This window comes from Pedobacter cryoconitis (assembly GCF_014207135.1).
Lineage (GTDB): Bacteria > Bacteroidota > Bacteroidia > Sphingobacteriales > Sphingobacteriaceae > Pedobacter > Pedobacter cryoconitis_D.
On the sequence record NZ_JACHCC010000003.1, the window covers coordinates 124480 to 141205 of the forward strand.

At 37.2% G+C, this 16726-nt stretch carries 13 protein-coding genes; 4 read left to right on the forward strand and 9 right to left on the reverse strand.

Annotation, left to right across the window (positions count from 1 at the left end; genetic code table 11):
* Positions 1 to 35 precede the first annotated feature (35 nt).
* From HDF25_RS05920 to HDF25_RS05935, 4 genes are all read right to left on the reverse strand, one after another.
* Positions 36 to 209: a hypothetical protein gene (locus HDF25_RS05920; protein ID WP_184623764.1), complete on the reverse strand. Its 174-nt coding sequence runs from the start codon at positions 207 to 209 to the stop codon at positions 36 to 38.
* A 63-nt stretch (positions 210 to 272) separates the two neighbouring features.
* Positions 273 to 446: a hypothetical protein gene (locus HDF25_RS05925; protein WP_184623766.1), complete on the reverse strand. Its 174-nt coding sequence runs from the start codon at positions 444 to 446 to the stop codon at positions 273 to 275.
* 298 nt (positions 447 to 744) lie between these two features.
* Positions 745 to 2577, reverse strand: coding sequence for a S41 family peptidase (locus tag HDF25_RS05930; RefSeq protein ID WP_184623768.1), 1833 nt, complete (start codon positions 2575 to 2577; stop codon positions 745 to 747).
* Positions 2578 to 2591: 14 nt separating this feature from the next.
* Positions 2592 to 3467, reverse strand: a complete 876-nt coding sequence (locus HDF25_RS05935) for a UPF0489 family protein (RefSeq protein WP_184623770.1) — start codon at positions 3465 to 3467, stop codon at positions 2592 to 2594.
* 583 nt (positions 3468 to 4050) lie between these two features.
* On the opposite strand from HDF25_RS05935, the gene HDF25_RS05940 reads away from it, so the two are divergent.
* Together HDF25_RS05940 and HDF25_RS05945 are read left to right on the forward strand one after the other, a co-directional pair.
* A complete protein-coding gene (locus HDF25_RS05940) occupies positions 4051 to 5406 on the forward strand; it encodes a right-handed parallel beta-helix repeat-containing protein (protein WP_184623772.1) in 1356 nt (451 codons plus the stop codon).
* 65 nt (positions 5407 to 5471) lie between these two features.
* The gene (locus tag HDF25_RS05945; RefSeq protein ID WP_221450865.1) at positions 5472 to 8816 is read left to right on the forward strand and encodes a DUF6891 domain-containing protein; all 3345 of its coding nucleotides are present in this window, start codon (positions 5472 to 5474) and stop codon (positions 8814 to 8816) included.
* A 15-nt stretch (positions 8817 to 8831) separates the two neighbouring features.
* Here the strand turns inward: HDF25_RS05945 and HDF25_RS05950 are convergent, their stop codons facing one another.
* The gene (locus tag HDF25_RS05950; RefSeq protein ID WP_184623776.1) at positions 8832 to 9908 is read right to left on the reverse strand and encodes an aminotransferase class V-fold PLP-dependent enzyme; all 1077 of its coding nucleotides are present in this window, start codon (positions 9906 to 9908) and stop codon (positions 8832 to 8834) included.
* A 121-nt stretch (positions 9909 to 10029) separates the two neighbouring features.
* Positions 10030 to 11046 carry a C1 family peptidase gene (locus tag HDF25_RS05955; RefSeq protein WP_184623778.1) on the reverse strand — a complete coding sequence of 339 codons (1017 nt, stop codon included), beginning with the start codon at positions 11044 to 11046 and terminating at the stop codon, positions 10030 to 10032.
* 258 nt (positions 11047 to 11304) lie between these two features.
* Between HDF25_RS05955 and HDF25_RS05960 the strand changes: the two genes are divergently transcribed.
* Positions 11305 to 12261: a hypothetical protein gene (locus HDF25_RS05960; protein ID WP_184623781.1), complete on the forward strand. Its 957-nt coding sequence runs from the start codon at positions 11305 to 11307 to the stop codon at positions 12259 to 12261.
* A gap of 66 nt (positions 12262 to 12327) precedes the next feature.
* Here the strand turns inward: HDF25_RS05960 and rocF are convergent, their stop codons facing one another.
* Both rocF and rocD read right to left on the reverse strand, forming a co-directional pair.
* Positions 12328 to 13284, reverse strand: coding sequence for an arginase (gene rocF / locus HDF25_RS05965; protein ID WP_184623783.1), 957 nt, complete (start codon positions 13282 to 13284; stop codon positions 12328 to 12330).
* Positions 13285 to 13290: 6 nt separating this feature from the next.
* Entirely contained in the window at positions 13291 to 14550 is a 1260-nt protein-coding gene (rocD, locus tag HDF25_RS05970) for an ornithine--oxo-acid transaminase (protein WP_184623784.1), read from the reverse strand.
* A 144-nt stretch (positions 14551 to 14694) separates the two neighbouring features.
* Between rocD and HDF25_RS05975 the strand changes: the two genes are divergently transcribed.
* A complete protein-coding gene (locus HDF25_RS05975; protein ID WP_184623786.1) occupies positions 14695 to 15147 on the forward strand; it encodes an Lrp/AsnC family transcriptional regulator in 453 nt (150 codons plus the stop codon).
* Positions 15148 to 15282: 135 nt separating this feature from the next.
* On the opposite strand, the gene HDF25_RS05980 is transcribed toward HDF25_RS05975, so the two are convergent.
* On the reverse strand, positions 15283 to 16659 hold the full coding sequence (locus HDF25_RS05980) for an aspartate kinase (protein ID WP_184623788.1): 1377 nt from the start codon (positions 16657 to 16659) through the stop codon (positions 15283 to 15285).
* Positions 16660 to 16726 lie beyond the last annotated feature (67 nt).

Below are 16726 nucleotides of genomic sequence, written 5' to 3' on the forward strand. Positions count from 1 at the left end.
CATATTACATGCTATTGTATTCAGATTACAACGTCTTAGAATAAGATGTCGTTTTCACCTCCGGTGTTGCCATTAGCTCTTGCAGTGTTACCTGTGCAGTCAAAAGTTTCACATAGTGATTCAACTTCCATTGCCAGTCTTTCTTCTGTTGAGTTTGGTTTTACCAGCTCCTTTTTCAGCAGCTCAGCTTTTAATTGTTCTTTGTTCATGGTTTTAAGGATTAAGTGGTTAGATAAATAACCTGTCTTCGTGACAGGTGTCTTTTATATATCTTAAAATAAGATATCGTTTTCGTGGCCCGTGTTCCCACTTGCTCTTCCAAGGTTTCCTGTACAGTCAAAGCTTTCACATAGTGATTCAACTTCCATTGCCAGTCTTTGTTCTGTAGAGTTTGGTTTTACTAACTCTTTCTTTAGTAGTTCTTCTTTTAATTGTTCTTTGTTCATTGTTTTAAGAATTAATGGTTAAAAAAAATTGAATTAAAGATTTTTACAGCTTAAATAATCAGAGACTGTCCATTGGAAAATGATTGCCGCAGGCATTACTGATATTCAAAATATGTTGTACTGGCAGGTAGCGCTTTAAAAACCGATCCGGTTTTTGATAGTATTTTTAATTGTGTTTGTTTTAATACTTATTTCGTTTGCAGCCAGGATTTATTTAACAGTTCTTTGTGCATCATGTAAAAGTCAGGTAATTGAATATTTGGTTAATTAGTAATTTTAATATACCCTATTATTTATTTCATAAATCAATTCTGCTGACCGCGGCTTGTAGCACCTTGTCTTTATAAGGCGCCAGATCTTCGACTTTTTCCAGCTTCACGCAGATGTCAGGAGTAATCCCTTTAGTCTCTATAGACTTTCCATTAACTAAAATTTTTCCGGGAGAGATTGCATTTGTTGTAAAAGAAGCATCCTCATCGGGTAATACTACCTGATAGGTAAATGACAGCGCACCGATCGAATTCTCACTGCCAATAATTTTCACATCACGTAGTTCGCGTTTTAAACAGCTTGCCAGTAACTCTGTAACACAGGCACTGCTTCTGTTGATAATAAATGATATTTTTCCGTCTTTTCTGAAGTTCAGGGGAGAAAGATTTCCGTTTACTATAATAGAATCCAATTTTCCTGTAGCTACTTCTTCGAAATCAAAGTATTTAAAAGATTTATGGACAATTGAGGACAGTAGTCGGGCCCCTGCAAGGAAATCTCCTCCTCCACAATTCCTTAAATCAAGAACAAGATTTTTTTTGGTATTAATACTGTCCAGATTGGAGATAAACGTGGTAACAGAATGATCATTTATACTATTAATTTTGTAATACGCAGTTGAATCATTTAGAAATACATAGCCATCCCCCTTGTTTCCACTGTATTTTTTAGATATGATATACTTAGGTTTTAAAATGTAACTGATCTCATTAAGACCTCCTTCGGGCCTTGCAAAGTTTATTGTCATTTTTTCTCCTGGTGCATTCTTCAGCGACTGGTTAAGACGGTCAATGGTGAAATCCTGATTAAGGTTCACTTTTTTATGGTTAATTTCCAGTATTTCGCTTCCTAATGGGATCTTTTCTTCTAATTCAGAATCGAGTATTGCTGAAACAATGGCCTTATTGTTGAAATTATAACAATAAAACGGGGTTACTAATGCAGTAACTGGCTTTATTGTACATTTTGATCGGATGGAAAAATGAGGGTCCCTGACTTCAGTATTTAAAAAAGTATTGATTTTGGCAATCCTGTCACAAAATGATGAATTATCATGAAGTAGGATTTCTGCTTTGCTGATGATCTGATCTTTGTTTAGGTTTCTTTCTTTGTAGAAAGGATAAGCTTTCAGTAAAGATAAAAATACCTCGCTTAAGAGATTTTCGGATTTAACGGAAGGATTTTCAATAAATACATTTGATTTATAATATTCTTCATATTGTTTAACGGGGAAATGAGCATACTGTCCAGCTGACTCAAAGGGGGTAAGCTGTGCTCTTGTCTTAAGGTTTATATTACTGTAAGGTGCATTAAGGAATATTTCGGATGGAGAAAGATGTTTTTCTATTTTGTTATTCCCTAGCCAGGCGTCCCCAAGTACAAATTTTGTAGTTCTTTTTTCGTCCAGTTTTTTATAAGAGATCTCAATCTTCAGATCTTTTTTATCAAAAACTAAAAGGGAATCGAAATTCAAAAAAAATGGGGCCTGGTATCCCTGATTATTGAATTTAACGGTTTGTTTAAATTCATGAGACTTATGGTCCGTTATTTTAAAGTCTGCAGAGCTTATATTCTCAATGAAACAGCGAAAAACCAGCTTCAGTGATGCCGTTTTATCAGGTCTGTCCTTTTTCAGAAAAACAAGAACTGTCTGATCCGGAATAATAAAGCTCTCAGGCAGGCTTTCCATATCATTGAAAGCAGAGAAGCTGAGCCGGGAAGGTTTCAGGTTTGCATCTGGCACCCAGATATAATTTTTAATGTATTTACTTGTTTTGTAATAAGCTAAGGTCTGAGAAAAACAAAACCGGGCAGTTCCAAAAAGAATGAGCAGGATAATTAACAGGTTTTTCTTAAACATAAGGCTATTTCATATTACAAGTCTAAATCTATTTTATCCAGCTCATAAAGCTGATTAAGTCTTTTTAACAGATTATTTTCAATCATTTCCCATTGGTGCGCAGGGGTGAAACCGCTATGTCTGGACCTGCATATGGTAATTAATTTTGGTACTATCCGGGCCCGCTCCAGAGCAATGACTAAATTTTCTATCTGAAGGATGATTTCTTTCTCATCTACTTCTCTCGGGCTGGGATAAGTATAGTCGTTTTTGTTAAAAATGAAAAAATAGCTTTCATTAAATACTACTGCATTTACTGTTAAGCTGGTGTAATTTAAGGGATGATATTTGTTTGCAATAAAATCTTCATATTCCTGTTTTGTGGTTTCCAGAACCACTTCTTTGTTTGGGGATTCGCAACAGGAAAAATAGTCCAGATCAATGTCCAGTAAAATGTCAGTTTGACCATCGGGATTTGAATTTAGAAAATCTGCTGCGTCAAGTTTGTCGTATTTGTATATTTTAAAAGTATTATCGGTAATTGTATGGTTGTACTTCTCTGAGATAAATTTTTTTGCTTGATTGTTGTATGACCTGACATACATATCGAAGCTTCCTTTCTTTGGCATATCCCTTCTTATCCAGATCATATTATCAATAATATCCAGGTAAATAGCCGGGATAATAAAGGTGTCAATATTCAGTTCCTGGTAGGTGAAAGCCTTGATATTCAGTAAATCTTTGCTTAGTATTTCATTGAGAGAGGTGTTCAGAAGTGGGGATCTGAGATCCGAATGGTCGTCGAAGTGGAGCAATGTATTCTTGCTGCCGATGAGGCCCTCTTTTGTAGCAAATGCCCACGCAATAAATGCCTCATGATGTTCTTCAAGGATAATAATTGGTGTTCTCATTGATTTATAGATGGCTTGTATCACAATCTTAACAAAAAAAAATCTATAATGCAAGTAAATTTTTAATAATGCTACATTGTATAAATTTTTGATAAAATAAATTGCAAATAATGCTATTTTATATTTTTAGTAAACCTCGTTAGAAGGCCTGATTCTAATGATTTTGAGCTAAATAAGAGGAAGAAATAATCAATATAAATAATATAAATGTATCTTAATATTTACGAAACACTAGTCTCTTACCTTGAAATAGATTATCATTTGTGGCTAATTGAGGTGTGGTTTTGATGAGAAATCTCCGAACACATTTAAGTTATGAGATAGATTAACCAGTGTTGTCATTTTTCATCTTGCAGTCATTAACCTTATGAACCAGGCTGGATAGTTTATGAAAGTGCAGACTTATAATTGTCATCAGATTAACCTTCCTTTCGTCTATTTCATTACTGACAATAGGCAGGACCCGGATGGGATTCTATACCCACTTAGTGGGATCTACATTTGACTATACAGGATTTATACAAAACATTGAATTATTTGTACATGTCACCAATTTCATAAATTCTTTTTCTTAGTTTTCTGTATGAAAAATTATCTAACTCTCTGTATAATTGGTGTATTGGTTGTCTCATCATTCACGATGTGTAAGAAAAAGCCAAATGAAAATGAACTGATATCGAACTCAGCTGCTACCAGGAACAACGGAATCGTTGCTGCCTGTACCTATACTGTTCAGCCTTCTGAATGGTTTGTGGATGGAACTAATATAGCCGCAGGGTCGGTTATCTGTATTCCTGCTGGTGCAAGGGGTAGTTTATTACTGAAAAATTTCAAGGGAACAGCGGCACAACCGATTATCGTCATTAATAAAGGGGGTAAAGTAACTATTTCTGCATCCCTTACTGCTTCATATGCATTTAAGACTCAAAATTGTCAATATTTTAAGGTGATGGGGAATGGAGATGCGGGTACTACGTATGGATTTGATGTGAATGGTGGAAATCTCGGTATGACAATGGATGATCTCAGCTCTGATTTTGAGATTGCCAACGTCGAAGTCCGCAATAGCGGATTTGCTGGTATTATGGGAAAAACAGATCCATCTTGTGATGCTGCAACGTGGCGTGGCCATTTTACAATGAGAAACGTAATTCTTCATAACAACTACATTCATAAAACTGGCGGGGAAGGCTTCTATATTGGAAACTCTTTTTATGCTGATGGACGTTCGCTTTCCTGTGGTACTGTTCTTCCTCATGATGTGGTGAATGTCAAGATTTATAATAATCTTACTGATTCGACTGGCTGTGAAGGAATCCAGGTTGGCGGTGCAATTGCTGACTGTGAGATTTATAACAATACGGTTAAATCTCCAGGATTAACACCTTTTGCAGATGCTCAGAATAATGGGATACAAATCGGGGAGGGAACCGGAGGAAAGTGTTACAATAACCTGGTCAAAAATGCACCTGGCAATGGTATTATAGTACTTGGACTTGGAGATAACAGGGTATATAATAACTTTATTATCAATTCTGGAGCCTATGGTATTTTTGCAGATTCCAGATATACACCCGGACCTAATTTTCAGTTTATCAATAATACAATTATTGGTTCGGCTTTGGATGGGATCAGACTATATTCAGAAACTATACCGATGCATACTGTAATCAATAATGCTATAATAGGTTCAGGGTCAGGTGTCGGTATATACAAAAGAAGTGACAATGTTCATCTGACAGCTTCAAATAATTACATCAATGCAGATGTTAGTACATGTAAGTTTGTAAATTATATCGGTGGTGATTTTCATTTACTGTCTTCGTCTCCGTTGATTAATGCGGGAGCAAATACTTCGTCTTATGGGGTGAATTTTGATTATTATGGTACTGCACGTCCTTCAGGTGCCGCATTTGATATTGGGGCCAGTGAGTATTAAGCTCATATTTGTTGTTAATTTAAATTTAAGAATTAAATTTATCAGCGATGAAAGGCAGTTGAAATATGAACGAGAACCAGCACTATATTTTTGAATCAATATCCCAATATGTAAAAATGGGATTTCTCTCTAAAGTTGAAATAAAAGAAGCCATTGATGATTTAGTTATGGATGAAGATCTGGAAGACCAGATCTCGTCTCAGTGGATAACTGATACAATTGATAGTGAATTCAAAATATTAGTTGAACAAAGTAAATTATGGATACATCCTACAGATAATGAAAAATTGGAACGGGTTTTCGACAAGCTTTGGACTGATCACAAAATTATCGCTTTGCACAATGCAGGTTATACTACTGCTGACGGGGAAGGCGAGGTAATAGAAGTAGAGAATAAATTACGAAGTAAAGGACAGTACTCAGAGGGCTATTGTTTTTACCATGAGCAGGATGTCGAAAGGGTAATTAATAATGGTGACAGAAGGTTGTTTTTAGCCTATCAAAAGATTGAAAATGAAGATGATGAAGTAACCCGTCAGATTGGTCATCAAATTGTGGAGGAACTACGGGCTTCAGGATTTCAGGTAAACTGGGATGAGAAACCTTCCAGTAGAATAGAAATTTTTGATTTCAACTGGAAGAAAATATATGATGAAAATAGTAATGTATTTGTACATGATCGGGCTGCTCAGCCATTGACAAAACCACAATCCAGGAAATTCTCTGAAATTCAGTATCTACTCCCTGCAGATAGCTGGGCACGCTGGCGTGATGAATTAAATAAAGGTGAGTTTAAAGATGAAATCTGTCTTTTTATCGAAGGTGATTGGGAAACAACAGACCTTAATCTTGACGAGATAAAAGACGAACTGGGGAATTATGTTTTTCTGATTCTGGTTTCCGGTGATATGAAATGCAGCAACATATACTGTAAGGAGACAGATAGTGCTACAGGATTAATTATTCTGGGCTCGCTTGAAGCTGAAAATATGTTGGTTGGCGGACAACAAATTTATATTTGTGAAGATTTAACAGTAAAGAGTTGCTATTGGGGAGATTACAATCATGGAGACCTGATAGTGAATGGAGCAATTGCAATAGATGTATTTATTTCTACTGATTATGGTTTCAATCTTAAACGGTTTAAGGAAAATGATCGGGTAATTGTAAATCATTTCTTTTGGGATGAAGAGGAGGACGAATTTCCCCGCTGGAAGATCTCTGGCCTTATTAAGGAAGACTGTCTATTTGAAGAATCTGATGTTGAGGGTGAATTATACGGCTGGAATGATTGGTTGTACCGGGATAAAATGATTGAACATCTTAAAGCAGGTGAACCAATTTTGCGACAGGATACCCAAATTATTGAGCCAATAGTAGAAATTCCATTTCTATTTAAAAGTGAAGGATTTAATAACGAAGATTTTCAGCGTATGCGTCAATCGGTATTATTTCTGGACAATATGCCATTAGATGAGAATGGAATAAAACAAAGTGAAAAGATTGAATATTGGCGAGGCGAAATATTTAAGCGGGTTTTGGTTATTAAAGATGTAGTTTGTTCTGAATCCATTTATTTCCAGAAAGGAACTGAATATGCTATCCTTGTTAACTACAAAGAGGTTAAGCCAGGTTTGATTAAGGGGCTGTTAAACAAAGGGCTTAGTCATCAATTATCTTTTGCTTGCAGAGACTTGCAGGGAGATGATCAGGAATGGCATATTTATCATCCAAGTGTTGCACCTTTAAAATTTAATGAACTGATGCAAGATAACTGGAAAGTATTGCTACATGAGTTTTCTGAGATGGAATATTACCATTTGCAGTTCCAGGAAAAGGTGACTATTGGAAAGATAGAACATATCCTTTCTTTGCCCGTGGTTAAAGAAAAATATAGTGGTTACTATAATGAAGAGGAGGATAAACTGTGGTTTGGGGAAACTTGCTACACATTCAGACAACTTCATAATGAAAGGGGAAAAAGCCGGCGTATTTCCATTATCCATGATCAGTCAACGGATGAAGAAAAGGTCTATGATTTTTACCATTTTGATATAGCAAAACTGAAAAGTGGAGAGACAGTGGCAGTGCTCTTTGCCCAGGATAGTGACGGATTTGAGGCCGAAACCTATGAGGTATCTATTTCAAATATAGCTAAATTCAAAAAAGCGCTGCATAGTTTTGCTATGCTGGAAAGAAAAATTGAAAAACTCAATACTGAATATCTGGAAGAATTAAAGGAATCTGAAGAAAGAAGGCTGAAAGCTATTGCCAAAATACCATTAGCCATTCCTTTCAAAACAATTGAATTCAATGGATATGAATTCACTGGGATAAATCTTCATCAGGCTAATGACTTGTTAAAAGACTTAAAAGATCTGGAAGACAAAGAATACTTGTACGACGTATTTGATAATGTTCATTTTCCCAACGATACTGGAAATGGATATTTTTTATTGGCTGATGAAGATGTGGTCATGCCAGCCCTGGAACTTGATGTTGAAGCTTATGGTCTCGTATTTGATTTTAATATACTTGGATTTATCTTTCTGAAAGATTTAACACTTACCTCTCATTTAAAAGCTTACGATGCAGACTATTCTCCTGCATTGATTGTAAAAGGTAATCTGAGTTGTAAGAATATCAATCTGTCTGGAAACATACATTATGTGGAAGGGGCCATTACTTGCGAGTTTCTTTATGCTGAATATAATCATGGTGGATTATACGTGAAAGGCCGGCTTACTGCTGATTGTGTTGTTGCCGAAGATATGCCATGTTACTTTGGTGAAATAGTCGCTGGGGCTATTGTAAGTGACTACAGTATTTATGGTCTGGATAGTATTTTGGATGAGCAGGGAAACACGCAAAAAGTGTTGAATTTCTATCCAGATACACACTTCCTTCAGGATGTTTTAGTACCTGAGGTATTAGGAGACGAGACCTGGGGCCTGATATGGCCGGTTGACATTGAAACCTGGATCACAGAAGGGAAATCTGCTATTGACCGCGGAAAAGATCTGGAATACAGAACATTGACGGATGAAAGTATTGTTGCCCGTTTTGATGCTATTTTCAATCATAAGCTGCTTGCAGACGGACCATATCGTATTGCAGTTGATGAAAATGAGTATACGTATACGCGCTTTGATTGGAATGGCAAACAGTATAGGGAAGTAGCTTATAGAAATGTCGCCTATTTTCGCCATCAACTGAGGATTTTACATTCAATTGAAGAAGATACTTATACAGCTTATCTGGAGTATAAGGATCGAATTACCAATGTGGTAAAAATGAGGTTTTCAAGTACACTGACAGATACTTTCACCTCAACAAAGGCAGTGAAACATGCCTTTTATAAGGCTGAACAGGCTTTTCTGTTAAAACAAACGGAGGAGAGCAGTAAGTGACAAGGGGATAGGGAATTAGTTTTCATCGATAACCTTCAGTAGCTGCTGTAGTTCTTGTTCGTTATTGTAAAAGTTAAATGATATTCTTAATCCCGCTCCACGTTGGGAAGTGATGATGTTAGCATCCTCTATTTTCTTTATCAGATGAGCATTTGCAGCTATGCTGAATATGGAAGAATGTGCAGGCCGGTCTATGATCTCTTTTGAAAGAAGACCTCTGTCTGTAAAGGCTTGTTTAGCCATCTGGCTAAGCGTCTGGAGCCTTTTTTGAATGAAATCAAATCCAATTTCTTCCAGAAATAATATGGATTGCTTTAGTGTGCCAAAGTTTAGTGTGTCGAGATGACCAGATTCAAAGCAAAGCGATAATAGCTTTTTATCTTTTAGAAAGGCTTCTTTAGGTAGGGAATGGGTTGTTTTTTCCTGATACAAATAGTTGTAAACATGGTTTTTAATTAACATAAAACCATTGCCATATCCTCCAAGCATCCATTTATAACCACTGCTAATTAGTACATCCAGTCCAGATTCTTCAAAGTTGAAATCTTCTGTACCACAAAATTGAGTGCCGTCAGCAATGATCAGCAAATCTGGATGCTCAGCTTTTAATCTCTTGATAAAATCAAAATCTATCTTAATACCATTGGTATATTGTACTAGGCTTAATGCCAATACAGATGGTTTAAAGCTCTTTATTGTGTCTAATATATCTTGCTCAAGATTTTCGTTTGATTTTGCATAAGTGTAAGTAAACATTCTGCTTTCAACCGGATAGTTTATTGAGGGATAATCGGAGGTAACGAGTAAAAAACGATGGGAACGTGATAATCCATCGAGAAAGGTGTTAAATGCGATGGAAAAATTCTGTACCAGAAAAACGTTCTCCTCTTTGGAATGAAAAAAACGGGCTAAGTGCTGTCTCAGATCTTGCAGGAAATCAGCTTGCGATATTCTAAACCTGCTTCCCATTTGCATGAAATCTTCATCATGTGAACTTCTCCATTCTTGGATAGATTTTGCTAAAATACCTGAATTGGCTGTATTAAGATAGGTGCAGTTTTCTAGTACGGGGAATTGTTCTTTGAAGTTCATGTAACAAATGTAATGTATGATTTAATTGTTTTTTTGATCAGCAGGTCATTTTATTCTCATGAAACCGCCCTCAAAATTTTCTAGTTTTTTGAGGGCGGTTTTCTTTGAATACGCTAAACAATTAATTCAGGAAGACGTAAGCCTCATTGAATACATCCCGGGTATCTGTTCCGGTGCCATAAGAATATTTATTTTTTGCAGCATCATAATTCAGGACATAATTTGGATGGGTTCCTGAACCGAAGAAGTCATAATCAATCCAGAAAAAACCTTGTTCTCTCCATCCAGTGCCCCATTGATTTTGTACCTTAAAGGCATGTTTACTATCGTCGTAACCAACAATTGCCATGGCGTGTCCACCTACAGGAATGTCGTGGCCAACGTTTGCAGGAGCAATAAAGTTCTTGTCGTAAGAAAATCTTGGTTTACCAAACTGGTTCCAGATGGCCTGGTTATTCATGTTGTCACCATCTACGTCACAGCCAAAAATGATTGGGTGTTTCTGGAACAGGAGCATTTTTATGGCAGTAGTATTTTTTCTTGTGTCCTTATCCAGTAAATAGTACTCTACATTAGCTATTTGATGTAAGGCCGCACTATCTTTTTGCAATTGGCTAACCGCAGAGCTACAGTTGTCACTAAAGGGCAGGGTAGTATAAGTACAAGAACCCTGTTTTTTGATCAGATTCAGTGCGCTTGTGACATAAAGACCTGAATTGCAGTCTGTACTTAACTGGTTGTACACGTAATTCGGGCTAAATACATTTTTACTGTTGTCGTAGGTATTACTTGCGGTTCTGTAATATTGTTCTGTTGACCAGGTCGAATAACTGGTAGCCCATGCTACACAGGTGCCTGTATTTCCCTGATCTCCGATAGGTGGGGTGTTCATTGTGAATTTTGCCGGAAAGTAAGCTTCGGTTTTTGGCAGGTTCTCTGCGCTCAGTTTTGGTAGCTTATCCAGAATGGCCTTTGGGGTAGGAATGTAACCTGAAAAGAATGATTGCTGCAGATTGCTGCCAGATAGATCAGGGCTGGAAGTTCCATTCTGAGCGCCCTTTTTACAGGAGCCAAAGCATAGTACAACTAACAGCAGTGTGGAAATGAGACTGGTTTTGATTTTTTGATTTGTTTTCATGTGGTAGATGATTTAGGTTGATGGTAATAATTTAATTGCAATAAAGTTGCGTTTTTGATTTAAGATTAAAATGTATTGTGCTTAATTATTACACCAATCAATGTTTAGCTTATGTAAATATTAGTTTGTGTGTTGTGTAATTACTTGAAATTCAGTTGTTACAGAAGGGATATGAGCAATTCAGGGAATTCTATTATTATGAAAATGTCTTCAGGAACATTTGTATTTTCGCAGAAATTAAATTTCAATAACTAACTGATGTACACTTCACGTTTTATCATTCTCATCGCTTTCACATTTTGCTTTTTTCATACATCTGCCCAGGAGATCTCTGCCGAAATCCATGGTAAGCAAATGAAAGACTTTATCAGCCTGGAAAAGAAACTGGGCAGCCATTTGTTCCAGGGGAACGGGGATATCATTATTACACCTGGGGGAATGGCCACACCGCTGCTTTATAGAAGAACTGAGAACGGTATTCCTGACCTTATAGTTACTTATACCTTTAGCATAAAAGACTCCCTGGTTAATAATATCGGGTATGAATGGGATATTGCCAATTTTGATAAGGAATACAAAAAACAACCTCTTAAAGTCCAGAAAGCATTTATCAAAAAATATGAATTTTTAAAAGACCAGCTGAGTCATAAATATGGTAAGGGCGAGCAAAGGGGTGACTTAAGCGATCTTACCAAAATAGAGCTGAAAGACGGCCTTGCCAGCAGTGGTCAGTGGGACCCTAACGATAGTACCGAAGTATATCTATATGGTACATTCCAGAATTACCAGGGAAAAAATGGGACTATAGAAATAGAACCTTCTTACTGCATCCGGGTTAGTGTTCAGGAAGTTAAGAAAGTATATTATCCGGAAAGTAGTGCTGAAGCTATTAAAGCTGCGAAAAAAAGCTATGAGCAGTTTATAATCAAATTGAGAGCCGGAGACTTTGAAGGTGCTAAAGCATTTTTCTCTTCCCAGCTCCGTAATCAGGTTACTGAAACTGCATTCAATAAGATTAAGGAATTGATCAAACCCGAACCTTTCGAGGTCTATATGAAGGGAATACAAAACATTAAGGGAACTAACTATCTTTTGATCCAATATGCTTATGTTGGTTCTCCGGAAGCACCCAATGAAGTGATAAGGGTGCTGTTTGATAAAGAAAATCTTATCATTGGTATACAGCCCTTTTCAAGGAAGGCAAAAACTAATTAGGAATCGTCTGTTCTGATGATTGATGCGGGCAATATGCATACATATTGCTCGCTTTAGATCTGTTATTTAAAGGCTTGCAAGAATGGATCCTGTTACTTCCTCCAGTATTTCGAAAGCAGTTTCGGCCATTTTGTTTCCTTTATCTAGTAATGGATTAACCTCCACAACTTCAATACATAATACTTTTTCTGAAGCAACTATTGTTTCAATAATAGCTATGATCTCCTGCTGGTCAAACCCTTTGGAAACAGGAGTACCTGTGCCTTTTGAAATCAAATCGCAATCCATACTATCTACATCGAAGGAAATATAAATGATTTCGCAATCGTTTAATTTTTCCAGTGCTTCTTCGACACATGTCTTCAGACCTCTGAAACGTACTTCTTCTACCTTATAATTTTTGATGCCTAGATTTTGAATGAGCTTATCTTCGGCCTCTTCAGTGTCGCGGACACCAAAATAAATCAGATGTTCGGGTTTCAGTTTAGGCTGGGCTGTGCCAATAGTTTTCAAACTGTTCCAGAACTGTAAGGTGTCTTCAGTTATCTTGTTCTGCTGACAATCCAGATTGTCTTTGGACAGGGCTGCAGCCAAAGGCATACCATGTATATTTCCGGAAGGAGAGGTGTATGGAGAATGCAAATCTGCATGAGCATCTATCCAGACCACACCCAGCATTTTATCAGGATAAGCAGTTTTTATTCCGCTGATTGTGCCCAGTGCTGAGGAATGATCCCCTGAAAATACTAAAGGAAAGTGGTTTGCCGACAAACTAGACTCTACAGCATTGGCAACCCGGGTACATTGCTGTAGTACATGTTCAATTCTTATGGCAAAAGTATTCCGGTTTTTATTATAAATCGTTTCGTTATGTGTCTGAACATCCAGCGTGCTGAAATTGTTAAAATACTCACTTCCTTTATTAATTGCTGCAATTTCGATGGCATCTATTCCCATATCAGATCCCCGGGTTCCGGCACCAATATCAGATCTGTTTTTTACCAGATTTATCGTTCTCTTCATAAAGGCCTAAGCAACGCTTAACAATGATCTCTCAATAATATCAAGACTTTCGATAATTTGTTCTTCAGTGATCACTAGTGGAGGAGCGAAGCGGATCTTATTTCCATGAGTAGGTTTGGCAAGCAAGCCGTTCTCTTTAAATTTCATGCAGATATCCCAGGCCATATCCGATTCTTCAGTACAATTGATGACAATTGCATTCAATAGTCCTTTACCTCTGACCGACTGGATCAGATCCGTCTTTTTTGCAATCTTTTCTAGTCCTGCTCTGAAGACCTTTCCAAGTTTATAGGCGTTTTCGGCCAGGTTCTCATCGATAACGACTTGTAAAGCTTCCATCGCCACTGCACATGCCAAAGGATTTCCTCCGTAAGTTGAACCATGTTCTCCTGGTTTAATGGTAAGCATGATTTCGTCACTAGCCAGCACTGCTGAAACAGGTAATACACCACCTGAAATTGCTTTTCCCAATATCAGAATATCAGGCTGGTTGGCTTTATCTTCAGAATCGACATCATATGAAGCCAGCATGCTTCCTGTCCTGGCAATTCCGGTTTGAACTTCATCAGCGATGAACAAGACATTATAGGCCTGGCAAAGTGCCTTAATGCGCGACAAATAGTCACTGTCTGGCACGACTACACCGGCTTCGCCCTGGATGGGTTCAACAATAAAACCTGCTATATTTTTATCTGTTTTTAAAAGGGCTTCAAAAGCATCGACATCATTGTACGGCACATGAGCTATTCCACTTACAAATGGGCCAAAGTCTTTCCTTGCGCTTTCATCATTAGAAGCTGAGATTACAGAGATGGTCCTGCCATGGAAATTTCCATCGGCAAATACAATTTTGGCCTCATCTGGACTAACACCCTTGATTTGATATGCCCATTTTCTACAAAGTTTCATCGCCGTTTCAACCGCTTCTACACCCGAATTCATGATCAGCGACTTATCATAACCAAATAGATTACAGACAAATTCTTCAAAATCACCCAATTTATCATTGTAAAATGCCCTGGAAGTCAGGGTTAGTTTTTCTGCCTGATTTTTAAGTGCATTAATAATCCTTGGGTGACAATGCCCCTGGTTTACCGCTGAATAGGCAGAAAGAAAATCGTAATATCTCATATCTTCAACATCCCAAACGAAGACGCCTTCTCCTCTTTCCAGCACAACAGGTAATGGATGATAGTTATGTGCTCCATATCTTTCTTCTTTTTCTATTAGCTCCTCGCTTTTGCTTAAGTTTGTTGAAATTTCCATAATCGATTTTTTCTAGGCACTAAGATAGTAATATTTGTTATTTTTGTGTCAATAAAAAGTTAATTTGACTTTTTAATTGATTTTGAAAGTTTATTTAGCTCTAATTAGCCAGTTTAAAAGAATAACCTAATCTTAAAATAATTCATGGATCATATTGATGAATTTGACATCCTCATATTAAAACAACTGGAAATAGATGGACGAATGGCCTATTCGGCTATTGCTACAACACTTGGTATATCAAATACCATGGTTCATCAGCGGATTTCCAGGTTAACCGAACAAGGCATATTAACAGGGATCAAACCTGTATTAGATGAAAAGAAGATTGGTTATGACTGGGGAGCCTTTACAGGGATCACGCTCGAAAAAGATCATGATTCAAACCGTATTATTGAAGAACTGAAGAAAATTCCGGAAGTTACGGAGTGTTATTATATTAGTGGTGGTTATACCTTGTATCTGAAAATCATTGCCAAAAATCATGAGCATATGAGGCAGATACTTTATGAAAAAATTGATAATATCCAGGGTATTGCCAAAACAGATTCCATTATGGAGCTGGGCTGCGCATTCAGGAGAAATATTATCCTGTAAAACGTTTAAATTATCATCTTGTACTAATGTTTTTTATTAGGTCCGGGGCATACAAAATTACCCTACCAAAAGGGTAAGGTAATTATCAATGTGAACATCGGAATAAGGGAGTGGAATGTCTTTATTCAGCGTAAATTATTTTAAAGCTTTATTCAGCGCTATAACAGCAGTTTTGAAATGCTCAGGAGCAATCAGAAACTGAATATTTACTTTTCTTAATGCAAAACCTGCACTTTTGATATTAATGTCGTTTTCTGTCAGGGCATAGGCACTTTTGGCTAGCAGTCCTGGTTCATCCATATTGGTACCCAGCAAACAAACCATGGCAACCTTTTCTATGGTAACCTTTTCAAAATCATCTTCCAGCTGACTGATTAGTTTTTTGCTAAAATCACGTGCCCATATGACTATAGAGATACTATTCGCACTGGTTGATTTAAACGTATAACTGACTTTATGGTCATAAAAGGCCTGCATGATCTGTAAATCACTACCTACGTTTCCGACCATTGAAGGATCGTAAACGTCAATCATCATGAGTTTATCAGTTCCGGTAATTACTTCAACACGCTTATGTTCGCAAACAAATTCGCGGGTAATCAGAGTGCCGGGGTGTGAAGGTTCGAATGTGTTTTTGATTCGTAGATTGATACCGCTAACTTCAAGGGGTTTAGATGCTTTTGGGTGGATAGCCTCCATACCAACGTCAGCCAGCTGATCGGCAATATCATAATTGGTAAAGCCAACTGGTATACAGTTTTCTAGCCCTACTATACCAGGATCAGCAGTTGATAAATGATATTCTTTATGGATAATTGCTTCTGCTGGTTTTAAGTACTCAGCTATTTTACTAAAGGTAACTTCAGAGTAACCTCTGTCAAACTCACGCATAATACCTTCTGTTCCTTTAGCATATCCTGTTACAATACAGATTGTCTGTTCAAGATCAATATCTTTAAAAGCATGTTTGATGCGCTGATCAATAGTCAATGCACGACTATCATCAAACCCGCTCAGATCAATCAAACGGGTATTGATGTTCATATTTTGCAAAATATTGGTAAAGGTAAACGCCGAATGGGTTTCACCAATAGAAGCAAGGATCTCTCTTGCTGCCTGTAAAATCCCTTCTTTACTTACATAACCGGAAGCCAGTATATTAGCCAGGTTTTCAAGGTACTTTTGTGCCTGATTGACATGGTTTTCAATAAACTGATCTGCAACAGCTAGATCTAAGCCCAGGTCAGCATATTTCTTATTAATAGTTTTTAGTTTAACAATCAGATCCTTTAAAGGACGATGAAAGTTCTGATGTTTAGCAATACGATGATAAACACCTGGTGCACCAGTTTTCTTGTTTTCAAGCAAAAGATCTGTAACGCCCGAAAAAGCCGAAACGACAAATATTCTGTTGTATAACTGGTCGCCTGTACGTTCAAAGAGGATAATATTTTTAATGACATCCTGCAAGGCACTCATGGAAGTGCCGCCAATTTTTTCTACTGTTAACATGTGATATTTTATGAATGCCAGTATCGCACTGGATTTTGTTTTAATTTTCGGCCTAAAACTACATGAT

Coding starts and splice junctions, on each gene's coding strand:
- rocF (WP_184623783.1), bottom strand. CDS start 13,284: ATGAAGAGAACGATAAATCTGGTAAAAAACAGATCTGATATTGGTGCC.
- HDF25_RS05975 (WP_184623786.1), top strand. CDS start 14,695: ATGGATCATATTGATGAATTTGACATCCTCATATTAAAACAACTGGAA.
- HDF25_RS05945 (WP_221450865.1), top strand. CDS start 5,472: ATGAACGAGAACCAGCACTATATTTTTGAATCAATATCCCAATATGTA.
- HDF25_RS05935 (WP_184623770.1), bottom strand. CDS start 3,467: ATGAGAACACCAATTATTATCCTTGAAGAACATCATGAGGCATTTATT.
- HDF25_RS05980 (WP_184623788.1), bottom strand. CDS start 16,659: ATGTTAACAGTAGAAAAAATTGGCGGCACTTCCATGAGTGCCTTGCAG.
- HDF25_RS05925 (WP_184623766.1), bottom strand. CDS start 446: ATGAACAAAGAACAATTAAAAGAAGAACTACTAAAGAAAGAGTTAGTA.
- HDF25_RS05930 (WP_184623768.1), bottom strand. CDS start 2,577: ATGTTTAAGAAAAACCTGTTAATTATCCTGCTCATTCTTTTTGGAACT.
- rocD (WP_184623784.1), bottom strand. CDS start 14,550: ATGGAAATTTCAACAAACTTAAGCAAAAGCGAGGAGCTAATAGAAAAA.
- HDF25_RS05920 (WP_184623764.1), bottom strand. CDS start 209: ATGAACAAAGAACAATTAAAAGCTGAGCTGCTGAAAAAGGAGCTGGTA.
- HDF25_RS05940 (WP_184623772.1), top strand. CDS start 4,051: ATGAAAAATTATCTAACTCTCTGTATAATTGGTGTATTGGTTGTCTCA.
- HDF25_RS05950 (WP_184623776.1), bottom strand. CDS start 9,908: ATGAACTTCAAAGAACAATTCCCCGTACTAGAAAACTGCACCTATCTT.
- HDF25_RS05960 (WP_184623781.1), top strand. CDS start 11,305: ATGTACACTTCACGTTTTATCATTCTCATCGCTTTCACATTTTGCTTT.
- HDF25_RS05955 (WP_184623778.1), bottom strand. CDS start 11,046: ATGAAAACAAATCAAAAAATCAAAACCAGTCTCATTTCCACACTGCTG.